At 69.5% G+C, this 20563-nt stretch carries 17 protein-coding genes; 11 read left to right on the top strand and 6 right to left on the bottom strand.

From position 1 onward, the window contains the following. Positions 1–2: 2 nt before the first annotated feature. Positions 3–611: a TetR/AcrR family transcriptional regulator gene (locus ACZ6S0_RS36535; RefSeq protein WP_465923887.1), complete on the top strand. Its 609-nt coding sequence runs from the start codon at positions 3–5 to the stop codon at positions 609–611. A 22-nt stretch (positions 612–633) separates the two neighbouring features. Here ACZ6S0_RS36535 and ACZ6S0_RS36530 read toward each other — a convergent pair whose 3' ends face one another. The 5 genes from ACZ6S0_RS36530 to acs form a co-directional block, all read right to left on the bottom strand. Then, entirely contained in the window at positions 634–1077 is a 444-nt protein-coding gene (locus ACZ6S0_RS36530; protein WP_465923886.1) for a DUF309 domain-containing protein, read from the bottom strand. Further along, on the bottom strand, positions 1074–1994 hold the full coding sequence (locus ACZ6S0_RS36525; RefSeq protein ID WP_465923885.1) for an alpha/beta fold hydrolase: 921 nt from the start codon (positions 1992–1994) through the stop codon (positions 1074–1076). The genes ACZ6S0_RS36530 and ACZ6S0_RS36525 overlap by 4 nt, the downstream gene beginning before the upstream one ends. Further along, positions 1984–2424 carry a phage holin family protein gene (locus ACZ6S0_RS36520; protein WP_344876696.1) on the bottom strand — a complete coding sequence of 147 codons (441 nt, stop codon included), beginning with the start codon at positions 2422–2424 and terminating at the stop codon, positions 1984–1986. Before ACZ6S0_RS36520 ends, ACZ6S0_RS36525 begins: the two co-directional genes overlap by 11 nt. 32 nt (positions 2425–2456) lie before the next feature. Continuing rightward, the gene (gene nhaA / locus ACZ6S0_RS36515) at positions 2457–3659 is read right to left on the bottom strand and encodes a Na+/H+ antiporter NhaA (RefSeq protein WP_465923884.1); all 1203 of its coding nucleotides are present in this window, start codon (positions 3657–3659) and stop codon (positions 2457–2459) included. A gap of 152 nt (positions 3660–3811) precedes the next feature. Next, positions 3812–5785, bottom strand: a complete 1974-nt coding sequence (acs, locus tag ACZ6S0_RS36510) for an acetate--CoA ligase (protein ID WP_465923883.1) — start codon at positions 5783–5785, stop codon at positions 3812–3814. A gap of 369 nt (positions 5786–6154) precedes the next feature. Between acs and ACZ6S0_RS36505 the strand changes: the two genes are divergently transcribed. From ACZ6S0_RS36505 to ACZ6S0_RS36480, 6 genes are all read left to right on the top strand, one after another. Continuing rightward, positions 6155–6934 carry a Fic family protein gene (locus ACZ6S0_RS36505; RefSeq protein WP_465923882.1) on the top strand — a complete coding sequence of 260 codons (780 nt, stop codon included), beginning with the start codon at positions 6155–6157 and terminating at the stop codon, positions 6932–6934. Positions 6935–8583: 1649 nt separating this feature from the next. Continuing rightward, positions 8584–9627 (top strand): septum site-determining protein Ssd, encoded by a 1044-nt coding sequence (gene ssd, locus ACZ6S0_RS36500; protein WP_465923881.1) that lies wholly within the window; start codon positions 8584–8586, stop codon positions 9625–9627. A gap of 182 nt (positions 9628–9809) precedes the next feature. Next, complete coding sequence (locus tag ACZ6S0_RS36495; protein WP_465923880.1) at positions 9810–10946, top strand: TadA family conjugal transfer-associated ATPase; 1137 nt, start codon at positions 9810–9812, stop codon at positions 10944–10946. A gap of 198 nt (positions 10947–11144) precedes the next feature. Then, positions 11145–11855, top strand: a complete 711-nt coding sequence (locus ACZ6S0_RS36490; protein ID WP_465923879.1) for a type II secretion system F family protein — start codon at positions 11145–11147, stop codon at positions 11853–11855. A gap of 398 nt (positions 11856–12253) precedes the next feature. Then, positions 12254–12889 carry a type II secretion system F family protein gene (locus tag ACZ6S0_RS36485; protein ID WP_465923878.1) on the top strand — a complete coding sequence of 212 codons (636 nt, stop codon included), beginning with the start codon at positions 12254–12256 and terminating at the stop codon, positions 12887–12889. A 356-nt stretch (positions 12890–13245) separates the two neighbouring features. After that, positions 13246–13674 carry a hypothetical protein gene (locus ACZ6S0_RS36480; protein ID WP_465923877.1) on the top strand — a complete coding sequence of 143 codons (429 nt, stop codon included), beginning with the start codon at positions 13246–13248 and terminating at the stop codon, positions 13672–13674. A 181-nt stretch (positions 13675–13855) separates the two neighbouring features. On the opposite strand, the gene ACZ6S0_RS36475 is transcribed toward ACZ6S0_RS36480, so the two are convergent. Beyond that, complete coding sequence (locus ACZ6S0_RS36475) at positions 13856–15061, bottom strand: IS701 family transposase (protein ID WP_465923967.1); 1206 nt, start codon at positions 15059–15061, stop codon at positions 13856–13858. 211 nt (positions 15062–15272) lie between these two features. On the opposite strand from ACZ6S0_RS36475, the gene ACZ6S0_RS36470 reads away from it, so the two are divergent. The 4 genes from ACZ6S0_RS36470 (at position 15273) to ACZ6S0_RS36455 (ending at position 20006) form a co-directional block, all read left to right on the top strand. Continuing rightward, positions 15273–15830, top strand: a complete 558-nt coding sequence (locus ACZ6S0_RS36470) for a DUF4244 domain-containing protein (protein WP_465923876.1) — start codon at positions 15273–15275, stop codon at positions 15828–15830. Next, the gene (locus ACZ6S0_RS36465) at positions 15827–16207 is read left to right on the top strand and encodes a TadE family type IV pilus minor pilin (RefSeq protein WP_465923875.1); all 381 of its coding nucleotides are present in this window, start codon (positions 15827–15829) and stop codon (positions 16205–16207) included. The genes ACZ6S0_RS36470 and ACZ6S0_RS36465 overlap by 4 nt, the downstream gene beginning before the upstream one ends. Before the next feature lie 338 nt (positions 16208–16545). Continuing rightward, entirely contained in the window at positions 16546–16902 is a 357-nt protein-coding gene (locus tag ACZ6S0_RS36460; protein WP_465923874.1) for an Rv3654c family TadE-like protein, read from the top strand. A 590-nt stretch (positions 16903–17492) separates the two neighbouring features. Beyond that, on the top strand, positions 17493–20006 hold the full coding sequence (locus ACZ6S0_RS36455) for a hypothetical protein (protein WP_465923873.1): 2514 nt from the start codon (positions 17493–17495) through the stop codon (positions 20004–20006). Positions 20007–20563 lie beyond the last annotated feature (557 nt).

Here is a 20563-nt window from a genome sequence, read left to right as displayed (position 1 = left end):
CGGTGCCCCGAACCGCCAAACGCGACCGTTACCACCACGGCGACCTGCGTGCCGCGCTGATCGACACTGCTGTGGAGATGATCGCCGAGCAGGGCGTCCAGGGGTTCTCGCTGGCGGCGGCGAGCCGTCGGCTCGGGGTCGCGGTCAGCGCGCCCTACCGGCACTTCGCCGACCGCGACGAGCTGCTGCTGGCGGTGGGGGTGCGCGCCGGGGAGCTGCTCGTGGCCGCCGTGACGGCCGAGCGCAGTGGCGACTCTCCGCAGGAGCGGCTGGCGGCGGTGGCGCGGGGATACGTGCGGTTCGCGGCCGGGCACCGGGCGCTGTTCGAGGCGTTGTTCGGCGCGTTGACGCCGGTCGGGGAGCCGGAGCTGGAACGAGCCGCGCAGCCGGTGAAGGCGGCCTTCCAGTCGGCCGCGATGTCGTTGTCGGGCGGCGACCAGAAGGCGGCGGAGGCGCTCGGGATGGCGGTGGCCGCCACCGCGCACGGGCACGCGGGGCTGCTGCACCTGGGGATGTTCGGCCAGGGGGCGGAGGCCGTGGACACCGCCGTCCGGCAGGCCGCCGCCGCCACGCTCGCCCTCGTCGCCGGGCGCGCCGCACTGACCCTCTGACGGCCCTTCTGACGGCGGCCGGTCAGCGGGGCAGTCTGCCCAGCACCGACGCGATGGCCGTGTCCGGGTCGCTGTCCTGGGTCAGGGCCGAGGCCGCCTTTCCCACGGCGTCGTACGCGCCCCCGTACGACTGCGCCTTGGCCGCCCCCCTGCTGAACAGCGTGACGGCCCCCCGCCCGTTCCCGCGCTGCAGGTGCGTCAGCCCCACGCAGATCTGCGCGAGCCCCTGCCACAGCTCCCGCTCGTCGTCCGGCGCGCACTTCCAGCGCCCCTCGAACACCTCGTGCGCGTTGAACGGCAGCCCCTCCTCCAGGAACCGGCGGCCGTCGGCGAGCGCCTGCTCGGTGGTGGGGGCGTAGTCGTCGGGGACCCTCGGCATGCCGGGCGAGCCGTAGGGGAGCGGCCGGCCGTACGCGTCGCGCGGACGGGCGTTGCGCGGTCTGCCCCCGGGGTCGCGGTCTCTCATCGGTCGGGCTCCGGATCGTTCAGCCAGCCGAGCAGCTCGGTGTCGAACACGTCGGGGATCTCCTCGTGGGGGAAGTGGCCGGCGCCTTCGAGCAGCCGCCACCGGTAGGGCGCCGCCACGTAGCGGCTCGAACCGTGCGCCGTGCGCGCCAGGACGCTCGGGTCGAGCGCGCCGTGCAACTGGAGCGTGGGGGCCTCGACCTCCGTACGCATGGTCTTGGCGTAGCGCCGCCCGTCGGGGCGTAGCTGGGAGCGGCCGAACCACCGGTGGTATTCGAGCGCCGAGTGCGCCACGGCCGGGATGCGGAACGCCTCGCGATAGGTACGCGACTCGGCGGGGTCGGGCCAGCCGGGCCGGGACCAACCGTCCAGCAGCCGCCCCACGAGCACCGCGTCCTGGCGGGTGAGCCGGTGCTCGGGAAGCAGCGGAAGCTGGAACCCGAGCCGCCGGCCGCTGGCCCTGAGCTGCCCGAAGGGGTCGGCCACCAGCGCGCTGCGCAGCCGCAGCGGATGGGGGGCCGACACGGCGACCAGACGGCGTACGCACTTGGGGTCGAGCACGGCCATCGTCCAGGCCAGCAGCCCGCCCCAGTCGTGCCCCACCACGATGGCCCCGGTCTCGCCCAGCGCCCTGATCAGCCCCGTCGCGTCGGCGGCCAGCGTGGGCAGGTCGTAGCCGCGCGGCGGCTTGTCACTGCCTCCGTAGCCGCGCAGGTCGGGCGCCACCGCCCGGTATCCGGCCCCGGCCAGCGAGACGAGCTGGTGCCGCCACGTCCACCAGAACTGGGGGAACCCGTGCAGCAGCAGCACCAGGGGCCCCTCACCAGCCTCGACGACGTGGAAGCGGGTGCCGCCCGCGTGCACCGCGCGGTGCGTCCAGGGCCCGGGGATCTGGACGACCGACTCGTCAGGTGCCATCGCGGGTCACCGGCTCGCGGTCGGGGGCGAGCGCCGGCAGCGGCTGCTCGTCATGCGTGGCGATCTCCTTGAGTCCCTTGATCGATCTGGCCGTGCGCTTCATCCCGGCCAGCCCCTTGAGCCGGCGGATCCCGATGAACACCAGCAGACCCGCGACCAGCAGATAGAACACGGTCACGATGAGGAAGGCCGCCCAGTTGGGCAACCACTGGGCGAGGACGAACGCGATCGTGAACGAGGCGAGGATCAGACACAGGTGCGCCATGAAGGCGGCGGCGGCGAACAGCCCGCCCGCCATGCCGACCCGCCTGGCGTCGAACCGGAACTCGGCCTTGGCCAGCTCGATCTCCGAGCGGATCAGGGACGAGATGTGGCTGCTCGCCTGGGCGACCAGCGAGCCCAGGGATTCTTCCTCGGGAGTCTGCGGCATGAAACGTCTCCTATCGGGGCCTGGCGGCCGTGTCAAACATCATCCAGCGCCGTGCGACGGGTGCGTACCCGAGCCTTGAGCAGCGCCGCCGCCAGGATCGACGCGACGACGCTGGCCACGAGGATCCCGATGGTGACGGCTTCGGCGCGCTGCCGGTCGGCTCCGTACGCCAGGTCGCCGATCAGCAGTGACACCGTGAACCCGATCCCGGCCAGCAACGACACCGCCGCCATGTCCCGCCAGTGGAGCTCCTCCGACAGTCTCGCCAGGCCGAGCCGCACCGACAGCCAGGCACCACCGAACACGCCGAGGAACTTTCCGAGCACGAGCCCCGCCATCACTCCCAGAACTACCCGATCGGACAAGATAGCGCCGAGGTTTGAGGCGTCCAGTTTCACCCCCGCCGACAGGAAGGCGAAGGCGGGCACGGCCAGGCCGGCGGAGATGGGCCGGAAGAAGTGGTCGGCCGCCTCGGCGGGAGAGCGCAGTTCGGGCCGGTCCGGGGTGACCCTGGTCAGCAGGCCGAGGGCGACGCCCGCGACGGTGGCGTGCACGCCGCTGTTCTCGACGGCGTACCAGGCGGCCAGCGCGAGCGGCACGAGCAGCCACGGGCTGGTGACGCGGCGGCGCTGGAGCAGCCCGTACGCGGCCACGAAGGCGGCGCCGAGCAGGAGCATGAAGACGTTCAGCCGCTCGGAGTAGAAGATCGCGATGACCAGGATCGCGCCGAGGTCGTCCACGACCGCGCAGGTCAGCAGGAACGCGCGCAGCGCGGCCGGCATCGCGCCGGCGGTCACGGCCAGCACGGCGAGCGCGAACGCGATGTCGGTGGCCGTCGGGATCGCCCAGCCCCGGGCCGCGTCCGGCGCGCCCCAGCTCACGAGCAGGAAGACGACGGCCGGCATGACCATCCCGCACAGGGAGGCGATGATCGGGAGGGCGGCCTTGCGCGGGTTCGCCAGCTCACCGTGGACGAACTCCTCCTTGACCTCCAGCCCCGCCACGAAGAAGAAGATCGCCAGCAGGCCGTGCTGGGCCCACTTGTACAGTTCGAGCGGGCCGAGTTCGGTGGAGCGGAACGCGTCGTAGCCGGTGGGGGAGAGGTTCGCCCAGATCAGGGCGGCCGCGGCGGCGACGAGCATGATGATGCCGCCGATGGTCTCGGTCCGCAGGGCCTCGGCCAGGGCGCGGGCGTAGCGGGCGCCGGTCGGGAACGGCCACAGCTCGGTACGCAAGGAAGCTCTCTTTCGTCTGGTCCATCGTTGCTCTGACTCGCCGACCAGACTTCCCGGCACACCACATACCAGCGTACAGAAGACATACAGCCGCATATCCCGATTTTTCGGGACATGCGGCTGTATAGGGGCTTTCTAGCGCGCCGGAGAGATCAGTCCTCGGCCTTGGCGGAGGGGAGCTTCTCCGAGATGAGGTTCATCACCGTGCTGTCGGCCAGCGTGGTGACGTCGCCGACACTGCGGTTCTCGGCCACGTCGCGCAGGAGGCGGCGCATGATCTTGCCCGAGCGGGTCTTGGGGAGTTCGGGCACCACCAGGATCTGGCGCGGCTTGGCGATCGGGCCGAGCGTCTTGGCCACGTGGTCGCGCAGGTCGGCGGCGATGTCGTCGCTCTCCTCCGCCGAGCCGCGCAGGATCACGAACGACACGATGGCCTGGCCCGTCACCGGGTCGGTCGCGCCCACGACGGCCGCCTCGGCCACCTTCGGGTGGCTGACCAGCGCGCTCTCCACCTCGGTGGTGGAGATGTTGTGGCCGGAGACCAGCATGACGTCGTCCACGCGGCCGAGCAGCCACAGGTCGCCGTCGTCGTCCTTCTTGGCGCCGTCGCCGGGGAAGTACATGCCCTCGAAGCGGCTCCAGTAGGTGTCGACGTAGCGCTGGTCGTCGCCCCAGATCGTACGGAGCATCGACGGCCACGGCTCGCGTACGACGAGGAAGCCGCCGCCTCCGTCGGGGACGCTGTTGCCCTGGTCGTCGACCACGTCGGCGCTGATGCCCGGCAGCGGGCGCATGGCGGCGCCGGGCTTGGCCGAGGTCACGCCGGGCAGCGGACTGATCATGATGGCGCCGGTCTCCGTCTGCCACCAGGTGTCCACGACGGGGCAGCGGTCGTGGCCGATGTGCTCGCGGTACCAGACGTACGCCTCGGGGTTGATCGGCTCGCCGACGGAGCCCAGGACGCGCAGGCTGGACATGTCGTACTTGGCGGGGATGTCGTCGCCCCACTTCATGAACGTCCGGATGGCCGTGGGGGCCGTGTAGAGGATCGTGATCTTGTACTTCTGCACGATCTCCCAGAACCGGCCCCGGTGCGGGGTGTCCGGGGTGCCCTCGTAGATGACGCTGGTGGCGCCGTTGGCCAGAGGGCCGTACACGATGTACGAGTGGCCGGTCACCCAGCCGATGTCGGCCGTGCACCAGTAGATGTCGGTCTCGGGCTTGAGGTCGAAGACCGCGTGGTGGGTCCAGGCCGTCTGCGTCAGGTAGCCGCCGGTGGTGTGCAGGATGCCCTTGGGCTTACCGGTGGTGCCGCTGGTGTAGAGGATGTACAGCGGGTCCTCGGCGTCGTGGGGCTCGGCGGTGTGCTGGTCGCTCTGGCGGTCCACCAGGTCGTGCCACCAGACGTCCTTGTCGCCGGCGGCGACGTCCTGGCCGGTACGCCGTACGACGAGGACGTGCTCCACCTGCGGGCACTCGGCGACGGCCTCGTCCACGGTCGGCTTGAGCGCCGACGGCTTGCCCCTGCGGTAGCCGCCGTCGGCGGTGATGACCAGCTTGGCGTCGGCGTCGTCGATCCGGCTCTTCAGCGCGCCGGCCGAGAACCCGCCGAACACCACCGAGTGGATCGCCCCGATGCGGGCGCAGGCCAGCATCGCGATCGGCAGCTCGGGGATCATCGGCATGTAGATCGCGACGCGGTCGCCCTTCGCCACGCCGAGCTCCTGCAGGGCGTTGGCGGCCTTGCTGACCTCGTTCTTGAGGTCGCTGTAGGTGAGGGTGCGCGTGTCGCCGTCGGGCTCGCCCTCCCAGTGGTAGGCGACCTTGTCGCCCCGGCCCTCCTCGACGTGGCGGTCGACGCAGTTGTAGGCCACGTTGAGCCGGCCGCCCACGAACCACTTCGCGAAGGGCGGATTCCATTCGAGCGTCGTGTCCCACCGGTCGGCCCAGGTCAGGCGTTCGGCCGCGCGTTCCCAGAAGGCGAGGCGATCGGCTGTGGCCTCGTCGTATGCGGCTTCGGTCACGTTCGCGGCCGCCGCCAGGTCAGCCGGCGGTGCGAACCGGCGGTTCTCCTGCAGCAGGTTGGACAGCGCCTGGGTGTCGTTGCCAGCGGTCTCGGGGGCCACTTCGTGCTCCTTCTATGGCCAGATTGGATAGGTTCGTGTCCCACTTCACCAGCTCACGACCTCCGTACACAAGAGGTCTAGACAGGTCTGTACCGAGTGGTCGGTGGCGGGGATGTCTTATCGCAATGCATTACAAACGCTATTGAAATGTTGTCATCCTGAAATCTTGTGAATGTGCGGGCAGGGAATGGCGGCGCTTTATGGGGCCCATTTGTGGGGGCTGCGCGGTCGGTTTGTCCGCGGGGCGGGCGCTCGCGTCCCGTCACTCTCGGTCGGGACGCGGGGCTCCGCCGAGCCTCGGTCGCAGGTCACCGGCGTCCGCGCGGCCTTGGCGGAATCTGGGTCCTACCCGCGGGTAAGGTCGGGACCGTGAGTGATCCACTGGCCGTCATCGCGGAGTTCCCCGGCGTCCCCGAGGCGGTGGACGAGGCCCGGCAGGCCGTCGACAGACTGTACCGCCACCGAGTCCTGCGCCGGGCCAGCCCCGCCGTGTCCGCGGAGTCGGCCCTGCGCGGCGCCCGCGCGTCGGCCGCCGTCGAGGGCGTCGACGTGCCCCTCGACGCCCTGCGCCGTGACGAGATCCACGATCCCCTGGTCCAGGGGGCGCTGCGCGTGTCGGCGGAGATGGGACGCATGGGGCCGACCTGGCGGAAGGCGCCCCGGCAGGTGCTCGCCCGGTTGCACGCCGTGGCCGCGGCCGGGCTCGTGTCTCAGGAGGAGCTGGGGCGCCCGCGTTCGTTCGACGAGACCTCCGACCCCTTGGGCCTGGGCCCCGCGCCGGCCGCCGCCGACGCGGCGGTCCGCGTGGAGGGCCTGCTCGACCTGCTGGAACGGCCCACGAAGGCGCCCGCGGTCGTGCTGGCCGCCGTGGTGCACGCGGAGCTGGCGGTGCTGCGCCCGTTCGGTACGGCGGACGGGGTCGTGGCCCGCGCCGCCGAGCGGCTGACGCTGGTCGAGTACGGCCTGGACCCGAAGTCCCTGGTGGCCGTGGAGGTGGGGCATCTGGAGCCCGCGTACGGGGAGGCGTTGCGGGCGTACCTGGGCGGGACGCCCGAGGGGGTGGCCGCCTGGGTACAGCACTGTGCCTCCGCGGTAAGGCTCGGCGTACGTGAGACGACTGCGATCTGTGAGGCCATGCAGCGCGGCTGAGTTCCGGCCTCGGGCCCTGGCCGCCTGGGGGTGCGGGAGCCGTCGGCGGCGGGGGAGTCCGATGACTCGAAATCCATCGAGGAACACCAGGTCAGGGCGGGAATGCCAGGTTCGCTGAGTAACGCTGGATCCATGGGGGAATGCCCGGATTCTTGATGAATGTCTGGATTCCGGGAGGAATCCGACATAGCTGACGGCGTCTCTGTCACGAGACGCCGCCTGCCTGCGCATCACGCCGGGTTACCAAGCGTGCACCTGTATTCCGTCGAAGCGGGTCAAGCCCGTTACGACGCGCCTCCCGCGGCTGGTCGCGCGTGGGTACCCGGTTGATGCACCCGGACAACTGTCCGTAACCCCTTTCTACGTCGGATCTGCCCTGATGGGAACCCCTCGGAGCAAGACCTTTACCCCGCTGTGGTCGTGCTCCGCCGGCGCGCGGGGGTGAGCCGTTGGAGCGATCCCGACGCCAAGTCGTGATGCTTACCCTGAGTGACGGTCTTTATGTGATCGTTATGAGGTCACGAAAAAACTTGGCGGAAATACCAGATTGCTCCTCGACGAAACTCAAGTTGATCGGGCAGCATACGGTGGTATCGCCCCAAACCGGAGCGTCCTTGCACGGGAAGCTTTGCAAGTCCCTTGCCAGGCTCCGGTCCAGTGATGAAAGCTTTCTTCTGAAACGGGACCGGCTCTACCCCCCCGGAGCCGGACCGGTCAGGCGACCCCCGCTCTCCCCCCCGGCGGGGGTCGCCCCTTTTCCGGACCTTTTTGGCCCGCGCGGGCGCCGCGCCCTCCATGGGCGGACGGCCTCTCGCACGGGCTGGGCCTCCTCGCCCCGCGTGACAGCCGTTCGTACTCCGCCAGGGCCGCATGGCAGTTGCTTTGGGGTGCCGTTGAGCACGTACTCCACCGCTCGTCCCCCGACGCTCCGCTGAGCACGTCCCACGGGCCCCGCACACCACGGCCCCCTTGACGTACATCGCTCCGCCGCACCGCCTGCGTGGCTCGGCCATCGTTCCGCCGCACCATCTGCGTGGTTCGGCCATCGTTCCGCCGCACCATCTGCGTGGTTCCGCCACCGCTCTGCCGTACCGCCTGCGCAGCTCCGGGTGGCACTGGCGCGGCACGTCAGTTGCTCTGCGCGTCACTCACGCCTTCACCCGCTCCGCCATCGCTCGCGGACCGCTCGCATCGCCTTCGCGCAGCACACCACCCACCCGTGCGGCTTCGTCCAGCACGTCTCACGTCCGTCCCGCCACCGACCCGCCACCGACCCGCCACCGACCCGCGCCAAGACACCCGCCCCTGCCGTCACGGCCCCCGCCTTCGCCGCACCCAGCGTCCGGCCCCACCACCAGGCCCGGCGGTCCGTACCACTGAGCGTGCCTGTCGCGGCCGTCCAGGGGCAGTGCCAGCCGCCCGCCGACACCTCGGCCACACCGCCCCGCCCCCACACCCACCACAGCGACTCGAAGGCCGAGGACTTACTTGTCCACAGCCACTCACCACCTCCACCTCCACAATCCCCAGAATCCCATTCGGCTCCCCGCCGCCTTGCCCACCTCCAGCAAGCTCGACCTCCCAACGCCGGCCCCAGGCCGCCACACCCACCCGATCCCCACCCACATCCACCCGGGAGGCCGACCACCATGCACCGCCCCTTGGTCATCACCGAAGACCACGCCCTGCTCGACGACCTGGTCCGCATCGCAGCCGCGGCAGGCGCGCAACTCGACGTGGCGCACGTCCCAGCCCACGCCCGCCCCTTCTGGAACCTCGCCCCACTCATAGCCATAGGCGCCGACCAGGCCGACAACGTGGCCGCCACCTCACCCCCACCCCGAGACCAGGTCCTCCTCGTGACCAGAGACGGCGAAGACCCCGACACCTGGCGAAAATGCGTAGCAGTCGGCGCCCAGGCCGTCATCACCCTCCCCGGCGACGAGCGCGACCTGGTCGACCGGCTCGCGGACGCCATGGAGCCAGACCCCCGCTCGGGATCCGTGGTCTGCGTGATCGGCGGCCGAGGCGGGGCGGGCGCGAGCGTACTCGCCGCCTGTCTGGCCCTGCGAGCCTCGGCCGACCACCTTCGCACCCTCCTGGTGGACGCCGACCCGCTCGGCGGCGGCATAGACGCGCTCCTGGGCCACGAGGAGGCGTCAGGCGCCCGCTGGGGCGACCTCGTGGCGAGGGAGGGCAGGGTCAACTCCAGCGCGCTGCAGGCGGCGCTCCCGGCGTTCGGAGACCTGGCCGTCCTGTCCTTCCACAGGGGCGAGGTCGCGGAGATCCCGTCTCAGGCCATGCGCTCGGTGCTCGAAGCGGGCAGACGCGGCTTCGACCTGGTCATCGTGGACCTCCCCAGGCACCTGGACCCCGCCGCGACGGAGGCCCTGACCCGAGCGCAGACGACTCTGACGGTGGCCACGGCCGACGTGCGCGGCATCCTCTCCGCCGCCCAGGTCATATCCGAGGTACGCAAACACACCGCCGACATCCGCGCCGTCCTCCGTCCTGGAGTCCTGGACGACGACGTGGCCATGTCCTCTCTGGGCATCCCCTCGGCAGGGAGCCTCCCCGACCAACCCAGGCTCACAGCCACACTCAACCGTGGCGAACTCCCGAGACTCGGCCCGCGCACCGTACTGGGCGCCCTGTGCACCTCCCTCCTCCGAGACCTCCTGCCGGCGACATGACCACAAACTCCACCACCACCCCACACTCACCCACCCCACAAGCCATGGGTCCCCACCCACTCGGCCCACCTCAATCCCCCCAAAAGCCGCAGCACCAACCGCTACAAAGACCCCACCCACCAACCCACCAGCCACCACAACAACCGGCCCTCCTTCCTCCGACCACCACGGTCTCCCCGGACTTGGTCGAAGCCGTCCGCGTCCGCCTGGCCCGAGCAGGCGTGGAGCCCACGGCCGCCCAGGTCGCGGTGGCGCTGAGAGCGGAGAAGGCCGTATACGGCGACGCGGAGATCCTCGCCGTGGCCAGGGCACTCTGCGCCGACCTGATCGGCGCGGGCCCGCTGGAGCCGCTCCTCGCCCGCCCCGACGTAACGGACGTCCTGGTCAATGGTCCTCGTGAGGTGTGGATCGACGACGGCACCGGCCTACGCCGCACGTCGGTCGCCTTCACCGACGACGGGGCCGTACGCAGGTTGGCGCAACGCCTCGCGACCGCCGCCGGCAGACGCCTGGACGACGCGTCTCCCTACGTGGACGCCCGCCTTCCGGGCGGCGTACGCCTCCACGCGGTGCTTCCCCCCGTGGCCTCCGGCGGCACCTGCGTCTCCCTGCGCCTGCCACCACGACGCACCTTCACCCTGACCGACCTGGTCTCCGCGGGCACGATCACCCCGTCCGCGATCCCGGTGCTCACCGCCATGGTCACCGCCAGGCTCGCCTTCCTGGTCACGGGCGGCACCGGCACGGGCAAGACCACGCTCCTGTCGGCCCTGCTCTCCCTCGCCGACCAGGACGAACGCCTCCTGCTCGTGGAAGACTCGGCCGAGCTGCGCCCGATCCACCCCCACGTCGTACGCCTGGAGACCCGCCCGGCCAACCTGGAGGGCGCGGGCGGGGTGGAGTTGCGTGACCTCGTACGTCAGGCGCTCAGAATGCGCCCGGACCGCCTGGTGGTGGGGGAGGTGCGCGGAGCGGAAGTCGTGGACCCGCTGGCCGCCCTGAACACCGGGCACGAGGGCGGTTGCGGCACGTTGCACGCCAACACGGCGGCCGACGTACCACCCCGCCTGGAGGCCCTCGGCTGTGCGGCGGGTCTGACCAGGGAGGCCGTACACAGCCAGCTCGCAGCGGCCCTCGACGCCGTCATCCACCTGACGCGCAGCCGCCAGGACGGCCGCAGGCGCATCGCCGAGATCTGCCTGCTCGCCAGGACTCCGACGGGCCTGGTCGAGTCGGTTCCGGCCCTCACCTTCAACCCTCAGGGCACCGTCCAACCCGGCCCCGGCTACGAGGCCCTGGCCCGCCGAGCCCGTCCCTAGGAGCGACGAGTCAGCCAGACGACGAGCAGCAACAGCCGCCCCGCGCAAGGCCGCGCGAGGCGAAAACCCCCTGGTGCGAGGCAGCACCCACCACCCACGACGGCAGGCAAGACCTGCTGCCATCCGCCGTCCGCCATCCGCGTCGCGAAGCCGCAGCACCAGGGAGCCCGCACCCGCCCACCCCCACTTCGAGACCCCATGACCAACGCCCTGATATCCGCCCTGTCCACAGCCTGCGCCATCTGGCTGTGGACAGGCCCCACCACGGCCACCACCCGCCTCTCCCACCTGCTGACCTCAACCACCCCCGCACCAACGTGGCCATCGCTGTCCAAGCTGCTCACCCGCCCCAGCCCCGCCCGCCGCGCCGATGCCTGGCGACGAGCCTCGATAGAGCTCTGCCAGTCCCTGTCCGCAGAGCTGTCAGCCGGACGCACTCCAGGCGAGGCCATGACCAGAGCCATCTCGGCGGTAGACCTCCCTGACCCCGATCTCCTCCGCTCGGTCGTCGCCGCGGCCAGGGACGGCGGCGACGTCGCAGCGGCGCTGACGACGGCGGCCCCACTTCAAGGAGGCGAAGGGCTCCGCCAGTTGGCGGCCTGCTGGGAGGTCGGCACCACGGTAGGGGCAGGAATGGTCTCCCTGATCGACAGGGTGGCACAAACGTTGAGAGCGGCCCAAGCCCATCGCCAGGACGTCGCAGCACAACTGGCGGGCCCGCGCACCACGGCCAGGATGCTCGCCGTCCTGCCGGCCCTCGGCCTTCTCATGGCCGGGGCCCTGAACATGCATCCGCTTGAGTTCCTGTTCGGCGGCATCCCGGGCCTCATGTGCCTGATCGCCGGTGTGTCACTCGACGCGTGCGGCCTGTGGTGGACCAACCGCATGGCCACCCAGGCGCAGGGCTGAACGAGCCGCGGCATTTCGACGAAGGACGCGACCCGCCGTTCTTCGCACTCGCACCGAACCACCGATCGGACCTGACGATGCTCCACCTGCTGTCTGCCCTGTGCGCAGCGATGTCCGCCTGGCTCTGGCTCTCACCCAGAACCCCCACAGAACGCCTCACCCGCCTACACCCCCACCCATCACCGCCCTCCCACACCCTCGAACCGCCGCCCCAGGCCCACCCCACCCCAACACACACCAAGAACCAGACCCCACGAGCCACGCACCAGTCCCCACGAGCCAAGAGCCGGACCCCACGAGCCACGCACCAGTCCCCACGAGCCAAGAACCAGGTCCCACACGCCGGGAACCAGCAAGTCACCGCCAACCCCCACCTCCAGCTCCCTCACCCCGCCTGGTTGGAGCAGCCGGTCCCACGCCAGCACCGCCTCACCCGCAAATCGGTCCTGACAGCCATCTGCATCGGCCTGATCTTCGCGCTCCTGATCGGCGGCAGCGCAGGAGTCGTCGCAGGCATCCTCATCACCCCCGCAGCGGCCCTGTTCCTGCACCACAAAGCGCAAACCTCGCCACAAGCCCAAGCCGACCGTCGCCGAATGGCCGCCGACCTCCCCTTCGCCGCCGACCTGATGACTGCCTGCCTACGCGCAGGCCGCCCCGTCAGCGCCGCCACCGAGATCGCCGCGAGCACGATCGGCGGCCCACTGGGCGAACGTCTGTCATGGGTCAGCAGCCAACTGCGCCTCGGCGCAGACCCAGAGCCGACCTGGTCCTCCCTGGCCCGAGATCCCGCCATGGGTCAACTCTCCCGAGCCATGAGCCGAGCAGCTCAGAGCGGCGCCCCTGTTGCCGACGTCCTGACCCGCCTGGCGGACGACGCCCGAGAGGCGAGCCGAGCCGCATCCGTCGCCTCGGCAAGAAGCGTCGGCGTGAAGGCCGTGGCACCCCTCGGCCTGTGCTTTCTACCGGCGTTCGTCCTGCTCGGCATCGTCCCAGTGGTCGCCGGCCTCGCCGCCACGATCATCATCCCGTAGGCCACCACCAACTCGCCGGCACAAGCAGCTCACCGACAACGACCACGCCCGCACATCCCCCACCAACCACGGCCCCCACAACGCCGTACGTCCAGCCCGCAATCAGCCCTCACCAGCGCAAGCATGGCCACCACTGCAAAACGTCCGCCACGCCCAGGACCACGCGCAAAGGCGGTGCACGCCAAGCGCGAACTCGTACCCAACACATGTAAGTGCGTGTTTGAGAAGATCGTTTGTACCGGGATTCAGTCGCAGATGTAGCGCGGTTGGCGTTGGGGCAGGTCCTCCGACACCGGCCTCGTGGCCGGATGCGCGCCTGACAGCGGGTTGCAAGCGGTTTTCCTAGACTGCCGATCATGCGAAAGATCTCCGGATTAAAGACACTCGTCGTCGCCGCCGTCGCTCTCACCGCACTGGCTCCCGCCCCGGCGACAGCCGCCGCGTGGAGCTGCTCCGGCGCCGGGGGAACGCTCAAAACCAAGCACGGTCATGTCAAATACTTGTGGAAAGTGTGCGGTGACGGCTACGCCGCTGCCTCGGGCACTGTGAACGACACCAAGTGGGATCTGTGGACGGCGGTCGTCGAGGTCAGCTTCTCCAAAGCGGGCAAGGGGGTCGGCGGCACCGGCGGCCGCGTGGAGGCGGGCCGGAAGAAGGGCAGCAGAGATTTTGCCTTCTCTGCCGCAGCCCGGCAGGGCGCCGACACGGTAGTGATCAAGGCTCGGCGCTGCTTTCTGGGCACCACCCTGTGCAACAACACCACCACCTTCACGGGCAAGCGCTGATCTTGTCGCTAAGTACTACAGTCATGTTTCGTGATTTGTAGTTGGATCTTGTTGTGGCGTAGCCGTCGTTTCCAGTAGTGGCTGCTGCGGGTGCGGGTGCGGGTTTGGTGGGTGCGTCGGTGGTGTGACCAGGCCAGGGCGTGTTGCAGGATTTGGGTGATGGGGTGGGTGGCGGCGCTGGTCAGATGTGCCAGGAGACGGCGGATCTCGGCTGGGGTGAGGGGGACCGGGCCGCATGTGCTTTTGGGGCGTGGGCGGCGGTGACGGCGAGGTAGGCGTGGGCGAGCATGGCCAGGGTGATGTGGCGGTGCCAGCCGTCGTAGCGGCGGACCTGGTATTGGTCCAGGCCGACTTCGTTCTTGGCGGACTGGAAGCATTCCTCGATGGCCCAGCGGGACCCGGCGATGCGGACGAGCTGGTCCAGTGCGGTGCCCGCAGGTCCGAAGCACAGGTAGAAGGCGAGTTCGCGCTCGCCTTGGTCGTTGGGTGTGAGACTGCGGCGGACCAGCAGCCACCGCTGGAGGCCGCCGGGCCCGCCGAGGTGGTCGTCGTTGTGGGGCGGCAGCGTCGCCATCGCCCAGTCGTACAACCTCGGCCCCTTGGCCCCGTCGCCCGCCGACAGACGTTTCCACGCCTGCTCGGGCGCGTCCGCGGTCACCGCGTCGGCTCGTGAGCCGGTGTTGCCGTAGCCGGTGCCGACCGACTGGCTCCTGGGCACGGCGACCACGTACCCGACCTTGCGCTTCTCCAGGTAGAGACGGAACTTGTGGTCCTGGCCGTACGCCTCGTCCGCAGCCACCCACGAGGCGGGCACTCCACCATCCAGCGCCCGGCCCAGCATCGCCGCCGCCAGCGCCGGCTTGGTGGCAAACGGCACACTGTCCGGGATGCCGGCCTGGGCGCACCTGGCCCGATCACCGGTCCAGGACTTCGGCAGGTACAACTCGGCATCGATCAACGCTCGCCCGCGCGGCGTCGCGTACGCGACAAACACCCCGAGCTGGCAGTTCTCCACCCGGCCCGCCGTACCGGAATACTGCCGCTGCACCCCGGCCGACCGGGCGCCCTTCTTGATGAATCCGGTCTCGTCCACGATCAGCACGCCGCCCGGATCACCCAACTGCTCGATCACATAATCCCGCAGGTCGACACGGACCTCCCGCGGATCCCACCGCACGTTGTTCAGCAGCCGCTGCATCCGATGAGGCTGCGCGTCGCCCGCGGCCTCAGCCAACTGCCAGCCGTTCTTACGCTCCACCGGCGCCAGCAGCCCGACCAGATATGCCCGCGCCTGCCGACGCGGCTCCACCCGGCCGAAACGACTCGCCACCCGCGCGAACAACTCATCCAGCCCGGCCGCCCACGACTGGAGATCCTCAGACGTCACCACCTCCGACACGAACCAAACTATAGATCACAAAACATGACTGTAGTACTGGGGTCGCCGTACACCTGATCGCCACAACCCCCACCAGGCCCTCTCGCCAAGAGCGTGCGCCCGGAGGCACGTCCAGCATGCGTCACGAGGGAGTGGCGATCAGCCCTGGACCCTCCCCTCATCCACGAGACGCGTCCGCCACCATCGGCTTTTCCACAGAATGCCGCTCGGCTCACACCCGCCCCCACCCCCTCGGCCACCCTTGAACTCCCGCCGGACAAGACCCCGGCTCCAACCACCTGGAGGCAAGATGCCCAGTCCCGCTGTCACGCCAGACGACATCAAAGCCGCCCCAGACCGCTCGCACGCCATCCCATCGCCCCTCCACTCGCATCCCCAAATCACCCGAAGCCCGACCGCCCCCATCGCAGCCAAGCCGACGACCACCGCAAGCACGCCGCCCGCCTCAGTCCTGTCGACACCCGCCCCAGCAACACCTTCCACGACCTCAACCGGACCTTCGACCAGCGCACCCACCCTCAGCCCCACCCCCAAACGACAGAAGCAGCAGATCAGAAACCCCTGGCCGCGAGCCGGCAAGTGGCTCCACTACGCAGCCGTCAACAAGGAGCGCGGCATGTCGACCGCGGAATACGCGGTGGGGACGATTGCCGCCTGTGCCTTCGCCGCGCTCCTCTTCAAGGTCGTGAGTAGCCCAGAAGTCCAGGAGATGCTGACCTCACTCGTCAACCGAGCACTCAACACCACCAAGGAATGAGCCTCCGCCACACGCGGGCCTCGTCAAGCAGCACGCGGTCGGCATCGCGCGGTTCGGTGACGGCCGAAACCGCCGCGATGCTGCCCGCCCTCATGGTCGTCCTGGCAGCCGCCCTGTGGGCCATCCAAGCCGTTGGCGTCCAACTCGAATGCGTGGACGCAGCCAGGGCGGCCGTCCGAGCAGCAGCCAGAGGCGAACCCCTGGATCAGGTCCGCGACTACGCCCGCTCAGTCACCAGCCCGAACGCCGAAGTATCCATAACCCGCGACCCCGAACTCACAAAAGTACAGATAACCGTAGAAGTACGCCCATCCTGGGCCAACTCCCTGCCAGCAGTCCGAGTCTCAGCCGCAGCAACCGCCGACACGGAACCGTAACTCCCCACCGCATGCGCGAGAGGACACCCGACTCCCGCAAATCCAACCAGACCTTCCTCCTTCGGCTGGCTGGGGAACAGACAGGACGGCCCGCCACTCACCAGCCGACCGAGAACGGATGGCGGACCGGATCACAGCCCGTTCGACGGACCGATCGTCCAACGGCCAATCCTCCCGGCAGCCGGAACAGCCCGCCTATCGCCAGACAACCACCCATCCCGCGACAGGCGCTCAACCCCTTCCCCCCACCCGGCAGTCCTCCCCTCCAGATCGCCCAACCCCTGACCTCCACTGCACATCCACTGCCCGTCTACTCCTTCAAAGCTTCGGAGGAAGCGATGAACACGAAAGACCGAGGCTCGGCAACCCTGTGGGGTGTGGCTCTGATGGGCTTGCTGATGGCGGTCGCCACCACGCTCGCCACGGTGGGGTCCGTGCGCGTGGCCCGCCACCGAGTCGACAACGCCGCCGACCTCAGCGCCCTGGCAGCAGCCAAGCTGGCCTTGATCGCCCCGGACACAGCCTGCGCGAAGGCGGCCGCCCTGGCCACCGAGAACGGCGTCGAACTCACGGAATGCAAGATCACCGGCGATGTCGCCGATATCCGGACAGCATTACCACTCTCGCTCCCGCTATTAGGAACCCGAACCTTGACGGGCAGATCACGTGCCGGCCCAGCGGCACCCGGCCCCTGAACGGACCCCACTCCAAAGCGTCCTTCCGCACAACGAACGTAATCGAGTCACGAGTTCTTGGACGCTCTGTCCAAGAGCCGTGTATAGCCAGTAAGGTTCCGCTTACCCTCGGTCCATGCCGTATGTGACAGGGAGTCTGGGCGAGCAGGAACACAGTCGCTAGGGTGCGGGTTCGGGGACGGTCGGTGACCGTATCGGCCGGGCGGACTGCACTTCCGGTCGTCGCGTGGGCGCCCCGAGGGTGCTCAGGCGGCGCGAGGCTCTCGATGGAGGGAAGCGTCGTGTCGGTAGTCGGCAGAGTGGCGGTCGCAGGGTTGGTCGCGGCTGGATCCATCGCGCTCGGCGGTCCCGCTCATGCGGCCGTTGCGACGCGGCAGCTCGGCTCCTCCGGTCCTGCCGGTCAGGCAATCGGTCAGCCTGGTCAGGCAAGCGGTCAGGCAAGCGGCCAGCCTGGTCAGGCGAGTTCTTCGGGGCAGAGCGGTGCTAGCCCCAACTCCCTGTCCGAGTCTGGGTCTTCATGGCAGGGCGGCGGCGACTTCGCCCAGATCGGGTCTCAGAGGCAGGTCGGCTACCTGGGGCGGGCAGGGGTCATGCGTCTGGGCGCGTTCACCGGCAGGACGGTCGCGCAGGGCAGTTCGGTGGGCTCCGCGCCAGCGGCCGAGCTGGGCGGCATGGATGGGCAGATCACCTCGCCCTCCGACGGGGAAGTGGTTTCGAACTCGTCCGTGACGGTTTCCGCGCGTTCGGGGCTTCTGCAGTTGAAAGCGGCCCTGTACGTCGATGGGCCCTCCACATCTAGCCAGAAGGTCGCTGGGGGAGGGGCCGGCCAGACGCTCTCCGGCACGTTCGACGCCGACGGCGCGCCTAACGGCACCTTCACCGTGACCCTCAAGGGAGAGCTCACCGGCACCACGTACGCGAGCAGCACGTTCAAGCTGCGCCGCCCACCCGCAGCGCCGGGCAGCGTGAAAGCGAGCAGACAGGGTACCCAGAAGGTACTCGTGACCTGGGGCAAGGGGTCCGAGCCCGACCTGCAGTCGTACGAGGTCTCCAACACCCAGACCGGCGTGGTCGGCAGGCTGCCCGCCGACAGCGCGTGCTCGGGTTCGTCGTGCAGGGCCGTACTCGCCGTGCCGTCCAAGGTGGCGGGGCAGAAGGTGGGGTTCACGGTCGAGGCGTTCAGGGGTGATGGCGACGGGGGGTCGATCGGTTCGGCCGATTCGGCTGCCGCGTCCATCGTCTTCCCTGCCCCGCCCTCGGCCCAGCCCAAGAAGACCCCGACCGGCAGCGAACGTACCTTCAAGGGCAGCGATCCCAAGCGCGTCGAGGCGCTCCCCACGCTGCCTGTAAAGAGGCAGAGCCAGCCTTCGAGCAAACCGACGACACGTAAGCCGACGAACACGAAGCTGCCCGACGTCGATCCGAGTGGCAACCTTCCGATTCCTACGGCAGACGCCCAGGGTGAGAACGGCGGCTTGGCCCCGGCAGATGCGAAGGGCGGCGCGAACTCCACTCCCGTGCAGAGCGGTGGGGTCAAGGCTCAATCGACCGAGTCCTACATCGGAAACATCGGACAGTACGGTCTGTATGTCGCGGGTGGCATCCTTCTGCTGCTGCTCGGGGCACACGCAGGTGCCTGGGCCCGACGGCGTACGCTCTCCGACGGCGGCGCAGGTGGCTCCACGGCTGTGGCCGCAGATCCGGGACCTGGCGGTGATACCGGTGCCCCGGCCGCAGGTGTGCGGGACGGCACGGCGACGCACGGCGTGCGGGTCAGGCGCGGGGACGGCAGCACCGTGTCGGCGACTGCCGTGCCTCGACGGCCCGCCGTCATTCTGGCCGTCGCCAAGATCCGCATGCCTGAGCAACCGCCTGTGGCGCGCCAGGCGAGGGCCGAGTTGGTGGCGGACTTCGAGGCGCCGCTCGGCGGTCGGCGGCAGTCGAGCCGAGAGGAAGATGACCTGGGCTCGCTGGCTCAGCGGCCAGGACGGGACGACGACCCGGCGACTCCTGAACGGGGCCAGCGATCTGGCCGGGCAGCGGATTCGTCGCTCGGCGCTCGGAGCGAGCTTCCCAGCCCGGAAGCCAGTTCCTCGGCCAGTGATGCTTCGGGGCGGCAGTCGTCCTCGGATGCCGAGCCGCTGCGCGGCGCGGGAGAGGTGTCGGCACACCTGGTCGACCGGCTGTCGGGCGAGGGCTTGGTAGCCGAGAGTCCTGCGGAGGCGTCGGCTCGGGTGGAAGAGCTGCAGTTACGTGAGGACCGGCAAGAGGATAGGCGGCTGTCGCGTCGGGGGCCCAGTTTGGACGAGGGGTTGCCGCGCGAGGTGTCCCAGGCGGAAGAGCGGTCGTTGCTTGAGGACTCGCACGTGGGTGAGCGGTCGTTGCTTGAGGACTCGTACGTGGGTGAGCGGTCGTTGCGTGAGGATTGGCATGTGGATGAGCGGTCGTTGCGCGACGATCTGCGCATGGAGGAGCCCCTGTTGGGTCGGGACCATTGCGTCGACGAGCATCAGCCGGGTGAGGGTCCGCTGACGGGAGAGCGGCTGTCGGGTCGGGAGCTTCAGATGGGTGATCGCCGGTCGAGGGATGAGTCGCACAGAGATGAGCGGACGTCGCCTCAGGGCTCACACATGGACGAGCAGACTGACGAGGGACTGTCGCGTCAGGACTCGCGGGAGTGCGGCCCCAACGAGGCGCCGGGGCGGTGGGTGATCGCGGAGTCGCTGGCCGGTTCGTGGGAGCCGTCCGAAAGCGCGGGAGGGCGGGCGGGGGATGCGGCCCTCGGCGCGCGTGATGGGCGGGGTGCTTCGCAAGGGCCGGTTCATCTCGCTCTGCCGAGTTCGGTGGTGATGGACGTCCCTGAGGGTCCTTCAACTTCTGCGGTCACGCCTGCCATTCGTCTTGAGGAACGCTGGGACGACTATCTGCCGCCGTCGCCGAGGTCCATGGAGGACAGCGGGTTCTGGGAGCGTCCGCAGCCGGGTGCCGCCGATTTCTGGGCCGAAGACGACGATGGCGACGGCGACGATGGCGACGATAAGCGGGACGATGAGCGGGCTCATGTCTGGCGTCGAAACCGAAATGGCGAGACCCGGCGTATTTAGGTGAGTGGCCAGGGGCTCGGTGTTGTTGGTGTCGGGTATCTATGCCGGAAACGGCCTACATGATTTTTCCAGAGAGATTCTTGATTGGTGAGCCGAGTAAATCCGTGGCAACAGGTTCGAGCATCGGTGATCCGGTAACCTGCATCGTCGCGCACTGGACTTCGGGCTGGGCTCACCAGGTTTGGCCGGGGTGCGAGGCCATGAGGTGGGAGCGCAGAGCGAGGCCGGTTAAGGCGCAGGTCGGGGCTTGGTGAGCGCGGGTCAGGGCTCGGCGAGGTGCGGGCCACGGCTCAGCGAAGTGTGGCCTGGCGCTCTCCAAGGCTGGGCGAAGTGTGCTGGTCAGGGCTGGGCGTGGTGCTGGCCAGGGCTGGGCGAAGTGTGCTGCCCGGGGTTGGGTGAGGTGCTGGCCAGGGTTGGGCGAAGTGTGTTGGCCAGGGGCCGGGTGGAGCGCTGGTCGGGGGGCTGTGCTGTTGTCGGTTGTTCGCCACGGTGTCACGCCCGCTCGAAAGCGCCGCCGCTGCCGTTGCTGTTTGACTGCTTGCGGGAAGCTGGGTCGG

Source organism: Nonomuraea sp. NPDC051298 (assembly GCF_055586305.1).
This window is presented reverse-complemented; position numbering and strand designations above follow the sequence as displayed.